At 69.6% G+C, this 16759-nt stretch carries 19 protein-coding genes and 1 pseudogene; 3 read left to right on the forward strand and 17 right to left on the reverse strand.

What is annotated here, in order from left to right:
- Positions 1 to 2: 2 nt before the first annotated feature.
- The 11 genes from E3T61_RS05360 to E3T61_RS05410 all read right to left on the reverse strand — a co-directional run bounded on the left by E3T61_RS05360 (position 3) and on the right by E3T61_RS05410 (position 8333).
- Positions 3 to 1979: a bifunctional copper resistance protein CopD/cytochrome c oxidase assembly protein gene (locus tag E3T61_RS05360; RefSeq protein ID WP_174776986.1), complete on the reverse strand. Its 1977-nt coding sequence runs from the start codon at positions 1977 to 1979 to the stop codon at positions 3 to 5.
- A gap of 131 nt (positions 1980 to 2110) precedes the next feature.
- Positions 2111 to 2398 carry an HU family DNA-binding protein gene (locus E3T61_RS05365; protein ID WP_066598601.1) on the reverse strand — a complete coding sequence of 96 codons (288 nt, stop codon included), beginning with the start codon at positions 2396 to 2398 and terminating at the stop codon, positions 2111 to 2113.
- 301 nt (positions 2399 to 2699) lie between these two features.
- Complete coding sequence (rpsN, locus tag E3T61_RS05370) at positions 2700 to 3005, reverse strand: 30S ribosomal protein S14 (RefSeq protein ID WP_104164519.1); 306 nt, start codon at positions 3003 to 3005, stop codon at positions 2700 to 2702.
- 2 nt (positions 3006 to 3007) lie between these two features.
- Positions 3008 to 3175 carry a 50S ribosomal protein L33 gene (gene rpmG, locus E3T61_RS05375; RefSeq protein ID WP_130176355.1) on the reverse strand — a complete coding sequence of 56 codons (168 nt, stop codon included), beginning with the start codon at positions 3173 to 3175 and terminating at the stop codon, positions 3008 to 3010.
- A complete protein-coding gene (gene rpmB / locus E3T61_RS05380; protein ID WP_066598603.1) occupies positions 3175 to 3411 on the reverse strand; it encodes a 50S ribosomal protein L28 in 237 nt (78 codons plus the stop codon). The genes rpmG and rpmB overlap by 1 nt, the downstream gene beginning before the upstream one ends.
- 176 nt (positions 3412 to 3587) lie before the next feature.
- The gene (locus E3T61_RS05385; RefSeq protein ID WP_134639852.1) at positions 3588 to 3995 is read right to left on the reverse strand and encodes a Fur family transcriptional regulator; all 408 of its coding nucleotides are present in this window, start codon (positions 3993 to 3995) and stop codon (positions 3588 to 3590) included.
- On the reverse strand, positions 3992 to 4828 hold the full coding sequence (locus tag E3T61_RS05390) for a metal ABC transporter permease (protein WP_134639853.1): 837 nt from the start codon (positions 4826 to 4828) through the stop codon (positions 3992 to 3994). The genes E3T61_RS05385 and E3T61_RS05390 overlap by 4 nt, the downstream gene beginning before the upstream one ends.
- Positions 4828 to 5724, reverse strand: coding sequence for a metal ABC transporter permease (locus E3T61_RS05395; RefSeq protein WP_134639854.1), 897 nt, complete (start codon positions 5722 to 5724; stop codon positions 4828 to 4830). Before E3T61_RS05395 ends, E3T61_RS05390 begins: the two co-directional genes overlap by 1 nt.
- Positions 5725 to 6516 carry a metal ABC transporter ATP-binding protein gene (locus tag E3T61_RS05400; RefSeq protein ID WP_134639855.1) on the reverse strand — a complete coding sequence of 264 codons (792 nt, stop codon included), beginning with the start codon at positions 6514 to 6516 and terminating at the stop codon, positions 5725 to 5727.
- Positions 6517 to 6523: 7 nt separating this feature from the next.
- The gene (locus E3T61_RS05405) at positions 6524 to 7552 is read right to left on the reverse strand and encodes a metal ABC transporter substrate-binding protein (RefSeq protein ID WP_241992399.1); all 1029 of its coding nucleotides are present in this window, start codon (positions 7550 to 7552) and stop codon (positions 6524 to 6526) included.
- Between the two features lie 61 nt (positions 7553 to 7613).
- Positions 7614 to 8333 carry an AAA family ATPase gene (locus E3T61_RS05410; protein ID WP_134639857.1) on the reverse strand — a complete coding sequence of 240 codons (720 nt, stop codon included), beginning with the start codon at positions 8331 to 8333 and terminating at the stop codon, positions 7614 to 7616.
- Between the two features lie 392 nt (positions 8334 to 8725).
- Here E3T61_RS05410 and E3T61_RS05415 point away from each other — a divergent pair, with 392 nt between their 5' ends.
- Both E3T61_RS05415 and E3T61_RS05420 read left to right on the forward strand, forming a co-directional pair.
- Positions 8726 to 9259 (forward strand): GNAT family N-acetyltransferase, encoded by a 534-nt coding sequence (locus tag E3T61_RS05415; RefSeq protein ID WP_134639858.1) that lies wholly within the window; start codon positions 8726 to 8728, stop codon positions 9257 to 9259.
- Positions 9260 to 9279: 20 nt separating this feature from the next.
- The gene (locus E3T61_RS05420; RefSeq protein ID WP_134639859.1) at positions 9280 to 10059 is read left to right on the forward strand and encodes a putative protein N(5)-glutamine methyltransferase; all 780 of its coding nucleotides are present in this window, start codon (positions 9280 to 9282) and stop codon (positions 10057 to 10059) included.
- 46 nt (positions 10060 to 10105) lie between these two features.
- Here the strand turns inward: E3T61_RS05420 and E3T61_RS05425 are convergent, their stop codons facing one another.
- The 5 genes from E3T61_RS05425 to E3T61_RS05445 form a co-directional block, all read right to left on the reverse strand.
- A complete protein-coding gene (locus E3T61_RS05425) occupies positions 10106 to 10432 on the reverse strand; it encodes a TetR family transcriptional regulator C-terminal domain-containing protein (protein ID WP_134639860.1) in 327 nt (108 codons plus the stop codon).
- A 200-nt stretch (positions 10433 to 10632) separates the two neighbouring features.
- Entirely contained in the window at positions 10633 to 12087 is a 1455-nt protein-coding gene (locus E3T61_RS05430; protein ID WP_134639861.1) for a dihydrolipoamide acetyltransferase family protein, read from the reverse strand.
- Between the two features lie 26 nt (positions 12088 to 12113).
- Positions 12114 to 13127, reverse strand: a complete 1014-nt coding sequence (locus E3T61_RS05435) for an alpha-ketoacid dehydrogenase subunit beta (protein ID WP_241992400.1) — start codon at positions 13125 to 13127, stop codon at positions 12114 to 12116.
- On the reverse strand, positions 13127 to 14275 hold the full coding sequence (gene pdhA, locus E3T61_RS05440; RefSeq protein ID WP_241992401.1) for a pyruvate dehydrogenase (acetyl-transferring) E1 component subunit alpha: 1149 nt from the start codon (positions 14273 to 14275) through the stop codon (positions 13127 to 13129). Before pdhA ends, E3T61_RS05435 begins: the two co-directional genes overlap by 1 nt.
- A 4-nt stretch (positions 14276 to 14279) precedes the next feature.
- Positions 14280 to 15386 (reverse strand): histidinol-phosphate transaminase, encoded by a 1107-nt coding sequence (locus E3T61_RS05445; protein WP_134639862.1) that lies wholly within the window; start codon positions 15384 to 15386, stop codon positions 14280 to 14282.
- A 104-nt stretch (positions 15387 to 15490) separates the two neighbouring features.
- Between E3T61_RS05445 and E3T61_RS05450 the strand changes: the two genes are divergently transcribed.
- Entirely contained in the window at positions 15491 to 15886 is a 396-nt protein-coding gene (locus tag E3T61_RS05450) for a phage holin family protein (RefSeq protein ID WP_134639863.1), read from the forward strand.
- Positions 15887 to 15910: 24 nt separating this feature from the next.
- Here the strand turns inward: E3T61_RS05450 and E3T61_RS21845 are convergent.
- Positions 15911 to 16759, reverse strand: a pseudogene (locus E3T61_RS21845) (hypothetical protein); the annotation flags it as partial.

Consider the following 16759-nt stretch of genomic DNA (forward strand, 5'->3'; position numbering starts at 1 on the left):
GCCTAACGGTCGTGGGCGGCCAGGCGCGCGAGGCGGTCGTTGTACTCGTTCAGCTCGGCCTCATTGGTGCGGTCGGCGTTCCGGTCCCTGCGCTTGGTTTCCTTCTCGTCGCTGCGCCCCCACTGGATGGCCACGATGATGGCCAGCGCAATGGTCGGGATCTCGCCGACGCTCCAGGCGATGCCACCGCCGGCCTGCTGGTCGGCCAGGGCGCTCAGCCCCCAGTCGCGGCCCATGGCGCCGTACCAGTCCGCCAACAGCAGGCCGGTGCCGGTCATCAGCGCCAGGCCGAAGAAGGCGTGGAACGCCATGGTGCCCAGCAGCAACAGCAGCCGGAAGGTGTACGGGAGGCGGTAGGGCACGGGGTCGATGCCGATCAGGGACTGCACGAACAGGTAGCCGGTGATCAGGAAGTGCACAATCATCCACTGGTGGCCGATGTGGTCGGTCGTCGCCCAGCTGAACAGCGTCGTGTAGTAGAACACCCAGAGTGACCCGGCGAAGAGCACCGCGGCGACGAGCGGGTTTGAGACTATGCCGGCGAACTTGGAGTGCACGGCCAACAGGATCCACTCGCGCGGGCCGCGGCTGCCGTCGCGGCGCATCCGGATGGCGCGGGCCGCCAGGGTGACCGGCGCGCCGGGAACCAGCAGAACAGGCACCAGCATCGTCAGGGCCATGTGCGCGAGCATGTGGGTGGAGAAGAGGTACTTCTCGTACACGTTCACGCCGCCGTTGGTGATGTAGAACAGGGTGATCAGGCCCACTACCCAGAGGATGGTGCGGTGCAGCGGCCAGGTGTCGCCGCGGCGGCGCAGCCGCCACACCCCGGCGAGGTAGAAGAAGATGCCGAAGGCGCAGAACAGCGCCCAGGCCAGGTCGAAGTTCCACTCGGTGAAGTACCTGGCGAAGGTGAGCTCGGGCGGCAGTGGCTCGCCGGTGAGGATCTGCGCCGGGGTGGCGGTGGGGATCGCCGTGGTGACGACCTGGGCCACCGGGGTCGCCGTGCGGGCGAGAGCCGCCGCCACACCGCTGGCCAGACCCATGAAGGCGATTTCGCCCACGACGAGCCACCAGAAGAAGGAGTCGGTGCGGCCGGCGCCGCTCTGCATCCGGCCGATCAGGTACCGGCGCTGCAGCACACCGAAGCCGCCAAGCACGAACAGGAGAGCCACCTTGGCCAGCACTAGGATGCCGTATCCGGTGAGCAGGTTGTCCCAGCTGCCGATGCGCAGTTCCGCGCTGACGTAGCCGGAGGCGGCGACGACGACGAAGCTGACCAGCGCGAGGGTGGAGTACCGGCCGATGACCTCGCGCAGGCGTGCCTGCGAGAGCTGCTTGTGCAGCAGGATCACGGTGAGCAGGCCGCCCAGCCACACGGCCGCGAAGACCAGGTGCAGTCCGAGCGCGGTGATCGCCGCGTCGTGGCCCTCGGCGCCGGCCGAGTGGCCCTGCTGGGCCATCGGCAGCAGAGCCAGCAGGGCCAGCACGGTGACGAAGACCAGAGCGGTCTGGTTGCGCACCGCGAAGCAGAGCACGGTGATGGCCGCGGCGATCAGAGTGGTGGTCAGCCAGGCCTGGCCGATCTCGATCTGGCTGAAGAACTGGCCGACCGTGGCGCTGAATTGGTCGTTGAAGCTGATCGTGGCGTTGGTCACCTGCAAAAAGGTGAGAAAGCCGGTGATCGCCGAGGCGATGGTGAGGAAGGCGGCCGAGGCTGCGGCCAGGTCGATCGCGGTGCCGTACTCACGTTCCTTCGGGCTCAGTGCGAAGCAGGTGAGGACCAGGGCGCCGATGGTGCCGGCCGCACCGAGGTTGACGAGCAGCTTGGCCACCGGAAGACCCCAGCGCACCACGACGCCGGGGTCGGCGAGCAGCTGGGCCTGGGCGCCGCCGCCATAGGCCAGGCCCGCCAGCGTCGCCACAATCGCGGCCAGCAGCAGCGCTGCCGGCCCGATGATTCGCACGTAACGGGGCACCACTCCAGCTTAACCGGCGGCGGAAGCGGATCCGGCCGTACCTGGCACCCGCGGTCAGTTCGCGAGCGGGCCGTTAACGAGCAGTGGGCGCCGACCGAAGTCGACGCCCACCGTAGTTCGAGACCTGCTACCTACTTGGCGGCAGCCTTGAGCTTGCTACCAGCGGTCAGCTTGACGCGGTGGCCGGCAGCGATGGCGATTTCTTCGCCGGTCTGCGGGTTGCGGCCGGTGCGAGCAGCGGTTGCGGTGCGCTCGACGCCGAGCCATCCCGGGATGGTGACCTTGCCGTCGTTCGCAACGGTGTCGGCGAGGGTTGCAAAGAAAGCGTTCAGAACGCCGTCGACAGCAGCCTGGCTCTGGCCAGAGTCTGCGGCAACCTTGGCAACGAGCTCGGTCTTGTTCAGCGACTTGTCAGCCATTGAGTGTCCTCCTCGGACCTTCGTCTGTAAAAAACAGGTATTCACGTGAAGCGGGCGACGTTGTGAAAACGCCTCCGTTGGTCGGTTCGACCGGGTTGAATCTAGCATTGATCCGCAGGAATCCGCGGATTTACGGCGTTTCGGGGCGCTTTGCTCAGTGGATTGGGTGAGTTTATGCTGTGCGCGAACTGTGCGCCCCCGTTCGCGGGCCAGCGCCGGAACGGCAGAACAGGGGATGCCCGACCGAAGTCGGACATCCCCTGCTTGTGTCGTGCAGATCGTTTACACGATCAGCAGCTGGTTACCAGCTGGACTTGGTGATGCCGGGCAGCTCGCCGCGGTGCGCCATGTCGCGGAAACGTACGCGCGAGATGCCGAACTTGGAGAGGTGGCCACGGGGACGACCGTCAACCGCGTCGCGGTTGCGCAGGCGAACCGGCGAGGCGTTGCGGGGCAGCTTCTGGAGGCCCTTGCGAGCCTCTTCGCGGGACTCGTCGGTGCCGGCCGGGTCGACAAGAGCCTTCTTCAGCTCAAGGCGCTTGACGGCGTAACGCTCGACGATGACCTTGCGCTGGTTGTTCTTGGCAATCATGCTCTTCTTCGCCATTTTTAGCGCTCCTCACGGAAGTCAACGTGCTTGCGGATGACCGGGTCGTACTTCTTGAGCACGAGACGGTCGGGGTTGTTGCGACGGTTCTTCTTGGTCACGTAGGTGTAACCGGTTCCTGCCGTCGAACGCAGCTTGATGATCGGACGTACGTCCTGAGCCTTAGCCATTAGATTTTCTCCCCACGTGCGAGCAGGTCCTTGACGACCGACTCAATGCCGCGAGCATCAATAACCTTGATGCCCTTTGCCGAGAGGGTCAACGTGACGTTGCGGCGAAGCGACGGCACGAAGTACTTCTTGGTCTGCACGTTCGGGTCGAAACGACGCTTGGTGCGCCGGTGCGAGTGCGAAATGTTGTGTCCAAAGCCGGGAACGGCTCCGGTCACCTGGCAGGTTGCTGCCATGGTTTTCCTCCAATACCGAAGGGCGAGTGCCCTTCCCAAGATCTCTTGTCGGCCAGTCCGCGATGGATTCCGCCCGGAAGCGGCCGGCCGAAAGGTGAGTTTCAGCGGCTGATTCGGTGGGAGGAAAAGTCACGAACGAGCAATGCACGCACAGATATGCGCAGCAGCTGCTCAGCTTACGCGGTCGGGCGGGCGGACGCAAGCGCGGTGCAGGCAGCGCAGAGGCCGAAGATGTCGATCACGTGGGCGGCTTCGGTGAAGCCGTGCTTGGCGGCTTCCTCTGTGGCCCAGTTCTCGATCGCGGCCACCTCGATCTCCACCGTGAGCCCGCAGTTGCGGCAGATCAGGTGGTGGTGGTGCTCCGTCGTGCTGCAGGCCCGGTACAGGCTCTCCCCGTCGGGCGACTGCAGCGAATCCGCGTCACCCTCCAGGGCCAGGTCGGCGAGGGCGCGGTACACCGTCGCCAGGCCGATCGGTGAGCCGCTGGTGTGCAGGGCCGAGTGCAGGCCCTGGGCGCTGACGAACCCTTCGGCGCGGCTGAGCTCGGTGCGCACGGCCTCTCGCTGCCAGGTGTTTCGCTTCATGACTCCAACCGTAGCCCGGCGCGAGCCGGCCCGGGTACCCCCGGCGCACGCGCGCTGAGCGAACGGATGCCCAGCGCGAGCAGGAAGCAGGCGGCGGCGGTGAGCGCGATGGCCGGGCCCGCGGCCACGTCCAGCGCGCGGGAGAGGAGCACCCCGATCACGCCGGAACCGGCGCCGAGGAGGGGCGCCAGCACGGCGATCCTGCCGGCCGTGCGCACCAGAAGTCGGGCGGCAGCGGCTGGTGCGGCGATCAGGGCGATCGCCAGGATCGCGCCGACGGCGGGCATCGCCGTGACGACGGTGGCGGTGATCAGCACCAGGGTGAGCAGCTCGATGGGCCACTCCCGGTAGCCCGCGGCGCGGAAGCCGGTGCGGTCGAAGGTGGAGAAGAGGATCTCCTTGCCGAACAGCACGGCAACGGCAACGGCAACGACGAGGACCGAGGCGGCCAGCACGACGTCACCGTCGGTGACGTTCAATATCGACCCGACCAGGTAGGAGTCCACGTGCACGGGCAGCGACGGGTTGAGCGCCTGGAGCAGCACGCCGAGGGCGAACCCGGCGGTGAGCATGATGCCGGAGGCCACCTGGCTGCCCTGCCGGCGCACCCGGCCGAGCATGGTCATGATGGCCACGATCACCGCGGCGGCCACGGCGGCACCGAGCGGGATGCTCACACCCAGCAGCGCCGCGGCGACGGCACCGGGGAAGGTGGCGTGCGTGAGAGCCTGGGCGAAGAAGGTACGGCGGCGCAGCAGCACCAGGGTGCCGACCAGGCCGCTGAGTGCGCCGATCACGGCCGCGGCGAGCAGGGCCTTCTCGAAGTAGCCCATCAGGCGGTCGCCGGTTCCGGCTCAGGCGCGGACAGGGCGGGACGGCGCATCCGGTCGAATACGAGCCGGCCAAGCAGCACCAGCAGGTAGCCGGCCACTAGCACCAGCACCACCGTGGCGCCGCTGGGCAGGTCGATGCCGGCGGAAACCGACGCCTCGAAGCCCACGGCCAGCCCCACCCAGGCGCACAGCGCGGCGAAGCAGGCGGCGAGCGGGAAGAGTAGCCAGAGCCGCACCGTGATCAGCCGGGCGACGGCACCGGGCACGATGAGAACCGCGAGGACGAGCAGGTTGCCGACCGCGCTCGATGCGGCTACCACCACGAGGGCGATGGCCACGTTGAGCACCAGGTCGAGCAGCAGTGGGCGATAGCCGGCCGCGGCGAGGGCGGTGCGGTCGAACGCCCGGAACACCTGCTGCTTGAGGGTCAGGCCCACCAGGAGCAGAGCGATCGCGCAGATGACGAGGGTCTGGGTCACCTCGGCGGCCGTCACCGTGAGCAGCCGGCCGAAGAGCAGCTGTTCGAGCTGGCCGGCGTAGTTGGTCTGCCGGGAGACCACCAGTATGCCGATGCTGAACATAGCGGTGAAGACGATCGCAATCGCCGCGTCCCCCGATACGGCCCGCCGGGTGATCACGGTGAGCACGATCGCGGCCAGGACCGCGGCGATCATGGCGCCGACGAAGAGTCCCTCGCGGCCGCCCCACACGAACCCGATGGCGATGCCGGGGAAGACCGAGTGGGTGAGGCCGTCACTGATGAACTCGAGGCTGCGCAGGTTGACGAGCACGCCGACGATGCCGGCGACCAGGCTGAGGGCGAGCAGCACCACGAGCGCCCGCGCCATGAACGGCAGGGAGAACGCGGTGACGAGGGGCCCGAACAGGTCGGCCATTCAGTGGCCTTCGTGGCCGGGGATGACGAGGGTGTGCTGGTCCATCTCGACGCCGACCTCGTGGAAGGTGCGCTGCACGTTCTCGAGGGTGAGCACGCTTTCGCGGGGACCGAAGGCCACCTGGTTGCCGTTGAGCAGCAGCACCCGTTCGCAGACCGCCCTGGCCAGTTCGAGGTCGTGGGTGGAGACGAGCACGGCGACGCCGTCGGCCTTCAGGCGCTCCACGGTGCCGACGAGCGCCTCCCGGTTGGACTGGTCCAGGCCGTTGAAGGGTTCGTCGAGCAGCAAGAGCCGGGGGCCGGCCGCCACGGCACGGGCGAGCAGACCGCGCTGCTGCTGGCCGCCGGAGAGCTCACCGAACCGGGTCTTGGCGCGGTGGCCGAGGCCCACGGTCTCCAGGGCCTCGGCCACGGCCCGGCGGTCCTTCTTGCCGGGCAGGCGCAGCCAGCCGAGCTCGCGGTAGCGGCCCATCATGACGACCTGCTCGAGGCTGACCGGGAACTCGGGGTCGAGCTCGTCGGTCTGCGGTACGTATCCGACGGTGCCGGCCGGGGCCGTCGCCTGGCCGAGCACCTCCACGGTGCCCTCCGTGCGCTGGATCAGGCCCAGGATGCCCTTGAGCAGGGTGGACTTGCCCGACCCGTTCGGGCCGATCAGCGCGACGGCCTCACCGGCATGCAGATCGAAGTCGATGCCGGTGAGCGCGGGAGTCTGGGCGTAGGCGAACGAGGCCCCGGAGACGCGCAGGGCGAGCGGTACGGGTATCCGCTGCTGAGAAGGGTTCTCGTTCACGGTTCAACTATTGCAGGTCGGCCGGCACGGCGCTGGGCGTCACACCCCAGGACTCCAGGATGAGGCGCACATTGTGCAGCTGGGTGGCGACGTACGTGGCGCCGTCGCTGTCGGCCGGGCCGAGCGAGTCGCCGTAGAGGGCGTCCTCGCCGGAGTAGACCGCGACCCCCGCTTCGGCGGCGATGGTGTCGGCCGCCTTCGGGTTGATGGAGGCCTCGGAGAAGACGGCCTTGACCCCGGTGGCCTTGACGGCGGCGACGAGGGCGTCGATTTCGGCGGCGCTCGGCTCGGCGTTGTCATCAAAGCTCGGGATGACGCTGCCGACGTAGGTGATGTCGTATGCGGCGGTGAAGTAGCCGAAGGCGTCATGGTTGCTCACCAGCAGGCGCTCTGCGGCCGGAACGGTGTCGATGTTCTCGCGGATCCAGGCGTCGAGCTCGGCGAGCCGGCCGGCGTAGACCGCCTCGTTGGCCTCGAAGTCGGCGGCGTGCGTGCTGCTGGCCGCGACCAGGCCGTCGGCGATGGTGGCGACCATGGTCTCGGCGTTCGACACGTCGGTCCAGATGTGCGGGTTGCCGCCGTCGTGGTCGTGGTCCTCGGCGGATGCGCCGGCGGCTTCGTCGTCGTGGGCTGCCTCATCCTCGTGGCCGGCCTCGCCGCCCAGGATGGTGATGCCCTCATCGGAGTCGATCGTGATGCCGTCGAAGCCGGAGGCCTCGATGGCGTCGTCGAGCCATTCCTCGAGCCCGACACCGTTGATCACCAGCACGTCGGCCTCGCCGAGGGCCGTGAGGTCGGCGACCGAGGGGTCGTAGCTGTGCGCGCTCTGGTTGGGCTGGATCAGCTGGGTGATGCTGACGCCGTCGGTGTCGCCGACGATGTTGCGGGTGAGGTCGGCGATCTGGGTGGTCGTGGCAACGACCTTGAGGTCGCCGTCCGATCCCGTCGAGGCGTTGGTGGCGGTCGTCGAGCATCCGGCCAGCACGAGGGCGGCCGAGGCGGCCAGGGCGGGAAGGAGGAACTTGGGGGTCTTCACCTCTGGAACGCTACGCCTATTGATAATGATTGTCAAAACCATTAGAACGGTGTTTCGGGGCTCAGAGGTGCCGCAGATACCGCTCCGGGGCATCGAGGAAGCTGGCCCAATTGGTCACCAGGTCGAGGTCCCGCCAGGCCATCTCACGCAGTCCCCACTCGCCCACCTCGAGTATCTGTGCGCCGGGCAGGGCTGCGAGCAGCGGCGAGTGCGTCGACATGATCACCTGCGAGCCTTCGGCGGCCAGCAGGCCCTTGAGGTGGCCGAGCAGCGCCAGGCAGCCCGAGAACGAGAGCGCGGATTCCGGTTCGTCGAGCACCCAGAGGCCCCTCCCGCGGAACTTGTCGATGGCCAGCTCGAGGAACGATTCACCGTGCGAGAACTCGTGGAATCGCGGCTCGGGCCGGCTGCCCGGGTTCTCCTCCAGATAGGTGAAGAAGCCGTGCATGGTCTCGGCACGCAGAAAGTAGCCGCGGCGGGTGCTGCCGCCGCTCCGCACCAGACGCAGGTGATCGTGGAGCGGTGACTCACTCACCCGGGAGGAGTTGCGTGCGCCGGTGGAGCCGCCCTCCGGCGAGAGCCCCCAGGCCAGGGCGATGGCCTCCACGAGGGTGGACTTGCCTGCACCGTTCTCGCCGACGAAAACCGTGGCCGACCCCAGGTCGAGTCCTCTCTCGAGCAGCTGCGCCACCGGCGGCAGGGTGGCCGGCCAGGCACTCCTGGCCAACGGATGCAGGGGGTCTTCCTCGATCCGGCGCAGGGGCGTGCTCTCAAAGGCCATGCCCCATCCTCCCCCGCCGGCCGCTGGTGCGCCCAGGTGCCGCACAATTCCCCTTCGGCAGCGTCGAAGGGGGAAGTTGCCGCACCTCGGCGAGCGAGCCGTCCGCGACATCCGCCACACGCCCCCTTCAGGGCTCCCGATGGGGAATTCTGCGGCAACTCGCGGTGGCGACGCCCCCCGTCTACTCTGTTGCCATGAGAACACGCGCCGGCAAGGGCACCACACCGCCCGCCGGAAGCCTGCCCGCCCCGGCCCGCCCTGGTCGGAGTGCCCGGGTTGGCCGGGCCGCCCGGTTGGTGTCACCGGACCCCGTGTCGCCGGCACCTGCACTGCGGGCCCCTGCACTGCGGGCCCCTGCACTGCGGGCCCCTATACGGCCTTACCCTGCAGCGATGCTGCGTCCGTGGCGACCGGACGACGCGGCCGGCCTGCGAAGCGCCTTCGCCGGCAGCGACGACCTCGGCGCCCAATTCGGCGCCATCGAACTGTCCACGCTCGCCCGTTGCCAGAGCTTCATCGCCGACAACCTCGCACCGGCCACGGTCTCCCGGCAGAACTTCGCCATCAGTGTCGACGGCATCGCGGTGGGCAACGTGGGCATCGGCAGCATGGAGCACCGGCACGGCACCGGCTGGGTCTACTACTGGGTCTCGACCGAGGCGCGCGGGCAGGGCCTGGCGACGCTCGCGCTCGCGTCGATAGCCGACTGGGCCTTCACCGAGCAGGGGCTGCACCGGCTCGAGCTCGGGCATCGCACCAACAATCCCGCCTCCTGCCGGGTCGCCGCCAAGGCGGGCTTCGCCTTCGAGGGCATCGAGCGTCAGAAACTCAAGTACGGCACCGAGCGCTTCGACGTCGAGACCCATGCCAGGCTCCGCACGGATGCCCCTCCCCCGGTCCGCCCGCTGCCCACCGCCACCTTCTAGGCCCGAGCAACCGACCAGCCATGTCGCCGCACTCCGCTGCCCCCGCCGAAGTGATCGACCGCCTGCGCGCGGCCGGGTGCGTGTTCGCCGAAGACGAGGCCCGGCTGCTCCTGGCGAACGCCGGCACACCCGCGGAGCTGGAGCGCCTGATCACCCTGCGTACGTCGGGGTTGCCGCTCGAACAGGTGCTCGGCTGGGTGGACTTCTGTGATCTGCGGATCACCGTGCGGCCCGGAGTGTTCGTGCCCCGTCGTCGCACCGGCCTGCTGGTGAAGCGGGCGGCCCGGCTCATCCGGCCGGGGACGGTCGTGGTCGACCTCTGCTGCGGCACGGGCGCCGTCGGCGCCGTTCTGCTCGCCGGGGAGCCGATGCTGACCCTCTTCGCCGTCGACATCGACCCGGCGGCCACGGCGTGCGCCCGCGAGAACATCGCGGCGCGCGGCGGTGCGGCGTTGACCGGTGACCTGTTCGCCCCGTTGCCGCCCGGTCAGCGCGGCCGGGTCGACGTCGTCGTGGCGAACGCCCCCTACGTGCCGACGGATGCCATCGCGCGCATGCCGCCGGAAGCTCGGCTGCACGAGGCCCGGATCGCGCTGGACGGTGGCCCTGACGGCCTCGAGGTGCAGCGGCGCCTCGTGGCGGCGGCGCCGGACTGGCTGGCGTCCGGCGGGCATCTGCTCGTGGAGACCAGCGCGGGGCAGGCCGCGCACACCGCGGCGATCTTCGCCCGGCACGGGCTCGCCCCTCGCGTCGTGCGCTCCCGGAAGCTGGACGCCACCGTGGTGATCGGCACCCGGTGACGGGCATCACGTGAGCGGCACCCGCCAGGCCTGACCTCCCCGCGCCTCAGTCCGGTGGACCGGGCGTGAGCGCTGCCATGGTGCTCCGAACGAGGGCAAGCACCTCCGCCTCATCGACGGGGTCGTAGAGCAACTGGCCGGCCAAGCCGGCAGCGAACGCGAGCACGGACCGGGCCAGAGTGTCGCCCCGCACGGCGGGGTCGAGTTCGCCCTCGTGCCGGGCCCGGCCGGCGAGGAGGGCGAGCCGGCCGCGCAGCTCGGCGTCCCAGTCGGCCAGCGACCGGGCGAGCGCGGGATCGAAGGGAGCCCGGTCCGACACGGCGACGCTCACCAGGCAGGCGCTGGCCGGCGCGGCCTGGCTGTGGTCGGGCATCCGCCGGCACGGACCGGCTACTCGAGGCGTAGCGCCGGCCGCTGCGGCTGCGGTGGCGACTGCTCGATGAGGCTGGCCAGGTCACTCTCGAGTGCGTGAGCGTTCGCTGCACCCCCTGTGGCCCGATGCACCAGCTATAGCTGGCGCATCGGGCCGTGCGGGGTGCAGCGAGCGTCGCGGTGGGCCGACCACCCCGTCGGCTACTCCAGGAGCAGCGCCGGCTCCTCGATGATGCTCGCCACGTCGGCGAGGAAGCGGCTGGCCACGTCGCCGTCGACCACACGGTGGTCGAAGCTGGCGCCGATGGTGGTGACGAAGCGCGGGCGCACCTCGCCGTCGACCACCCAGGGCTTGAGCTTGATCGTGCCGAGCGCCACAATGCCGGCCTCGCCGGAGTTGAGAATCGGCGTGCCGGTGTCCATGCCGAAGACTCCGATGTTGGTGATCGTGATGGTGCCGTTGGACATCTCGGCCGGGCTGGTCTTGCCGTCGCGGGCCGTGATGGTGAGCTTCTCGAGGGCTCCGGCCAGCTCAAGCAGGCTCATGTCCTGGGCTTCCTTGATGTTGGGCACGATCAGGCCGCGCGGGGTGGCCGCGGCAATGCCGAGGTTCACGTAGTGCTTGATCACGATCTCCTCGTCGGTGAAGACCGAGTTGACCGTGGGGTTGCGCCGCACGGCCCAGATCATCGCCTTGGCCATGATCAGCAGCGGCGACACCTTGACCCCGGCGAAGTCGGTGGAGACCTTGAGCCGCTTGACGAACTCCATGGTGCGGGTGGCGTCCACATCGACGAACAGGCTCACGTGCGGGGCGGTGAAGGCGCTCTTCACCATGGTCTGGGCGATCACCTTGCGCACGCCCTTGACGGGGATGTGCTCTTCCCGGTCCGTCGGCCACTCCGGCGTCTGGATGTTGCGGAACACGCTGGCCTGGGTGGCCTCGCGCAGCACGTCTTCGCGGGTGACGTCGCCGAACCGGCCGGTCGCTTCCACCTGGCTGATGTCCACGCCGAGGTCCTTGGCGAGCTTGCGGATCGGCGGCTTGGTGATCACGGGGCCGGCCGGCTTGACGGGGGCGGATGCCGCGGATGCGGCGACCGACCGAACCGGCGGCACCGGTCGGGCCGGGCCCGTCGCAGCGGTGGTCGAGCGGGGACCCGAGGCGGCCGGGCCGCCCTGCGGGGGTGCGGTCGGTGCGGCGGCGAGGGTTTCGTGCGCCGCGGTCGGGACCACATGCCGGCGCCGTCGGGTGGGCATCGACGCGGCGGCGCCGCGACCCACGAGCACGGCCGGGGACTCCTCGGCGGGTTCCTGCGAGATGGTGCCGCCGGCATCCCGAGCGGCATCGGCGAGGTCGTCTGCGGCCGGAGTCGCGGCATCCGGGGCGGGTGCGGCGCTGTCGGGGGCGCCGGCCTCGGAGAGGATCGTGATGATGACAGTGCCCACATCGACGGTGGTGCCCGGTTCGACGAGGATCTCACCGACGACGCCCACGTAGGGCGAGGGCAGTTCAACGAGTGACTTGGCCGTTTCGATCTCGACGAGCACCTGGTTGATCGAGATGGTGTCGCCGGGGGCGACCTTCCACTCGACGATTTCGGCCTCGGTCAGGCCCTCGCCCACGTCGGGGAGGGTGAATCGGGAGACGCTCATGAGGTGCCTTTCGCAGCAGGGGACGGTTAGAAGGCGAGGGAGCGGTCGACGGCTTCGAGCACCCGGTCGGGGCTGGGCAGGAAGTGCGTCTCCACCGCGGCGGGCGGGAACGGCGTGTCGAAGCCGGAGACCCGCAGCACGGGCGCCTCGAGCGAGTAGAAGGCACGCTCGGTGACGGTGGCGGCGATCTCGGAGCCGACGCTGACGAAGCCGGCGGCCTCCTGCGCCACCACGAGGTGGCCGGTCTTGTGCACCGACTCCAGGATCGGTCCATAGTCGATCGGTGAGATCGAGCGCAGGTCGATGACCTCCAGGCTGATGCCCTCGGCTGCGGCCAGTTCGGCGGCCTGCAACAGCACGCTCACCATGGCGCCGTGGCCGACGACGGTGACGCTCGTGCCGGTGCGGACCACCTTGCTGGCGTGCAGCGGGGTGCCGGGGGCGGTGAAGTCCACCTCGCCCTTGGGCCAGTAGCGGCTCTTGGGTTCGAAGAAGATCACCGGGTCGTTCGAGGCGATCGCTTCCCGCATCATCCAGTACGCGTCGTGCGGGTTGGACGGGCTCACCACGCGCAGCCCCGGGGTGTGCGCGAAGTACGCCTCCGGGCTCTCCTGGTGGTGCTCGATCGAGCCGATGTGGCCGCCGTAGGGAATCCGCACGACGACGGGCATGATGACGCCGCCCTCGTGCCGGTTGCGCATCCGGGCCAGCTGGCTGGTGATCTGGTCGAAGCCCGGGAAGACGAAGCCGTCGAACTGGATCTCGCAGACCGGCCGGTAGCCGCGCAGGGCCAGTCCGATGGCGGTGCCGATGATGCCGGACTCGGCCAGCGGGGTGTCGAGTACCCGCTTCTCACCGAATTCGGCGTGCAGGCCCTCGGTGACCCTGAAGACGCCGCCGAGCGGGCCGATGTCCTCGCCCATCATGAGCACCTTGGGGTCGTCCAGCATCGCCTGGCGGAGCCCGGCGTTGAGCGCCTTGGTCATCGGCAGGTTGGCGCGGGTCGGCGCGGCGGCGGATGCGGTGTCCGGCATGGTCATCAGGACTCACTCCCGTCGAACGAGGTTTCGTAGCCGTCGAGCCACTTCTGTTGCTCCACCACCAGCGGATGCGGTTCGGCGTAGACGTTGTCGAAGATGACCGAGCGGTCCGGCGAGGTGATCTCCAGGGCGCGGCGGCGCACATCCGCGGCGTGGTCAGCTGCCTCTTCGTCGACAGAGTCGAGGAACTCCTGCTCGACGCCGAGACCCTTGAGGTAGGCGCGGAAACGCACGATCGGATCGCGGGCGACCCAGTAGGCCAGCTCGTCGGGGTCGCGGTACTTGGTGGGGTCGTCTGCCGTGGTGTGGGCGCCGACCCGGTAGGTGAGCGCCTCGATCAGCGACGGGCCGTGGCCGGCGCGGGCGTCGTCCATGGCCTTGGCGGTGACCGCGTAGCTGGCCAGCACGTCGTTGCCGTCCACCTGGATACCGGGCATGCCGAAGCCGCCGGCGCGGAGGTACAGCGGGGTGCGCGACTGGCGGGAGACCGGCACCGAGATGGCCCAGTGGTTGTTCTGCATGAAGAACACCTGCGGGGTCTGGTAGCTGGCCGCGAAGACCAGGGCCTCGTTGGCGTCGCCCTGCGAGGAGGCGCCGTCGCCGTAGTAGACGATCACAGCCTGGTCGGTCTCGGGGTTGCCGGTGGCGGTGGCGCCGTCCAGCTGCATGCCCATGGCGTAGCCGGTGGCGTGCAGGGTCTGCGACGCCAGCACCAGTGTGTAGAGGTGGAAGTTGCCGTGCTCCTCGGGGGTCCAGCCGCCGAGGGTGACACCGCGGAGCATCCGCAGGATGTCGACCATGTCCAGGCCGCGGATCATGCCCACGACGTGCTCGCGGTAGGACGGGAAGATGTGGTCCTGCGCCCGGGTGGCGTAGGCCGAGCCGACCTGCGCGGCCTCCTGTCCGTGGCTGGGCACCCAGAGGGCGAGTTGGCCCTGGCGCTGCAGGTTCGCGGCCTCGGTGTCGAACTTCCGCACGACGACCATGTCGCGGTAGAACTTGCGGTAGTCGGCCTCGGTGAGGCGCTCGAAGTAGGGCAGGAACTCCGCGGCCGAGTCGGACGGCGCGAACGCCCCCTCCGTCGACAGGAGTTGCACGGTCGGAGAGGTCAGGGTGCGCACGGGTGCGTCGTTGGAGGTCACTGGCACCGTACTAACCTAGCCGCCGGGCCGGATGCCCCGTTGGTAGATCCTGAACAATCTCAGCGCCGATCCGTAGGAGCGTGGCCACAGATTCCTCCTCGCCAATCGAGACCCGGATACCCTCCGGGTGGAAGGGCCGGACGACAAGTCCGGCATTCGTGAACGTGTCGGTGGTCGCCGCGGTCGCCTCGCCCAGCGGCAGCCAGACGAAGTTGGCCTGCGACCGGGGGATGTCCAGTCCCGCGGCGACGAGAGCCGCGCGGATGCCGTCGCGGCGTTCGGCGATCACGCCGACCCGCGCCAGCAGCTCGGGCTCGGCATCGAGCGAGGCCAGGGCGGCGGCCGAGCCCTGCCCGGTGACCGACAGCGGGATCGCGGTGGCGCGGGCGGCGTCAAGGATGCCGACCGGGCCCAGGCCGTAGCCGACCCGAAGGCCCGCCAGGCCGTAGGCCTTGGAGAAGGTGCGCAACACCACGAGGTTGGGGTAGCGACCCAGCAGCGTCGTGCCGTCGACGGCGGCGGGGTCGGTGACGAATTCGGCGTACGCCTCGTCCAGGATCACGAGCAGGTCGGCGGGGACCTGGTCCATGAACGCTTCGAATTCGTCGGCCGTGACGATCACACCGGTGGGGTTGTTGGGGCTGCAAACGATCACGACGCGGGTGCGCGGGGTGATCAGTGCGGCCATCGCGGGCAGGTCGTGGCCGTGGTCGGCGCGGTTCGGTGCGGTCACGCTGGTGGCGCCGGACACTGTGACCAGGCTCGGGTACGCCTCGAACGAGCGCCAGGAGTAGAGCACCTCGTCGCCCGGTCCGGCCGCGGCCAGGATCAACTGGGCGAGCAGCGCCACCGAGCCCGCGCCGATGTGCACCTCGTCGGTGGTCAGGCCGTACCGGGTGGCGAGCCGCTCGCGCAGGGCGAGGGCGGAGGCATCCGGGTACCGGTTGAAGGCCGAGACGGCGTTGACCGCGTCGACGACGCCGGGCAGCGGGTCGAACGGGTTCTCGTTGCTGGACAACTTGAAGGCGGAGGCGTCGGCCGCCTTGCCCTGCCGGTACGCCGGCAGCGCAACGATCTCAGGGCGCAGGCGGACCGAGGGCTGGTCTGAAGGGCTCACTCGGCGAGTCTACGCCGCGACATATTCGCGGTGCCGCATGCTCCGGCTGTATATGCCGGTCCGGAAACCCGCCCGAAGTCGGCGCCGGCTGACAGTATGGAGACATGGGTAGTTTCCTGATCAAGCTCATCGTCAACGCCGTCGCCCTCTGGGTGACGACACTCATCGTGGCGGGCGTGCGGGTCGACGCGTACGCGCCGGACACCGTGGCCGTCGTCCTGACCTACCTGCTGATCTCGCTGATCTTCGGGTTCGTCAACGGGTTCGTCGGCGGCTTCGTCCGCATCGTGGCCTTCCCGCTCTATGTGCTCACCCTCGGGCTGCTGTCGTTCATCGTCAACGGGCTACTGCTGATGCTGGTGGCCTGGATCTCCGGCCTGCTCGGCTTCGGTCTGGTGGTGGAGAGCTTCTGGTGGGGCGTACTCGGCGCATTCGTGCTGGGCATCTTCAGCTGGCTGTTCGGCCTGCTGGTGCGACCGTTGAACAACTCCAGCTCCTAAGCCACCCGGGCCGGTCACCCCCGCTCAACCGACCCGTTCGGCGCGCCACACGCTCTGCTCGCCGGGCGTTGTGCCCACGACAGCCTCCAGCTGCGCGCGGAACGCCACCAGCCGGGGCTCCGGTGAGTCGTCGACGAGGCAGGCGGTGTCGCGGTAGCCCACCAACTGGTGCGCGGGAAGCGTCTCGGATGCCGGCACCTCCCGGCCGGCGAAGAGCTCCCGCCGCACGTAGAGGCGCTGGTCCTCCTGGGCCGTGGGGCCCAGCGCGGGCACGATGTCGTCGGCGTGCTCGACCGCGATCGCCGCCATGCCCACTGGCAGGGGCAGATCGGTCTCGGGCGCCCCGAAGGTGAGCATCCCCACGGCGTTGACGTCACCGCGGGAGACCAGCTGGTTGGCGATCAGCCCGCCCTGCGAGTGCGCCACCGGCAGCACCGGGTCACTGGGCTGCACCCCGGCCGCTTGCATGGCCTGCAGCACCGCCCGGTACGAGCCGGCATCCTGCCCGGCCACGGCCGCGACGTTGGAGGCCATGTCCCACGGCTCGGTCGAGCCGGTGGGGCTCCACTCCACCGTGCCGCCGATGTACACCAGCCAGGACGGATGCTCCGCATCGCCGTACCGCTCGATGCGCACCTGGCCGCCGTCCTCCCCTGTCGGGATGCGGTCGGCCAGGTCGGCGAAGCCGGTGGGCGGGCTCGGCGGCGCCAGCTCGGCTACCGGCGAGATACCGGCCTCCGGCTCGGGGCCGAGCCTGTTGCCCGGCCGGGGTGCCGGCTCGGCGGCCGGGCCGCGCGGAGGCAGGCCCAGCGGCCCCGGTGCTGAACCGGCCGCGGGGCCCCGTAGCGGAACGGCCGCCGGGCCGAACGGTGC

It is taken from the genome of Cryobacterium lactosi (assembly GCF_004403945.1).
GTDB lineage: Bacteria > Actinomycetota > Actinomycetes > Actinomycetales > Microbacteriaceae > Cryobacterium > Cryobacterium lactosi.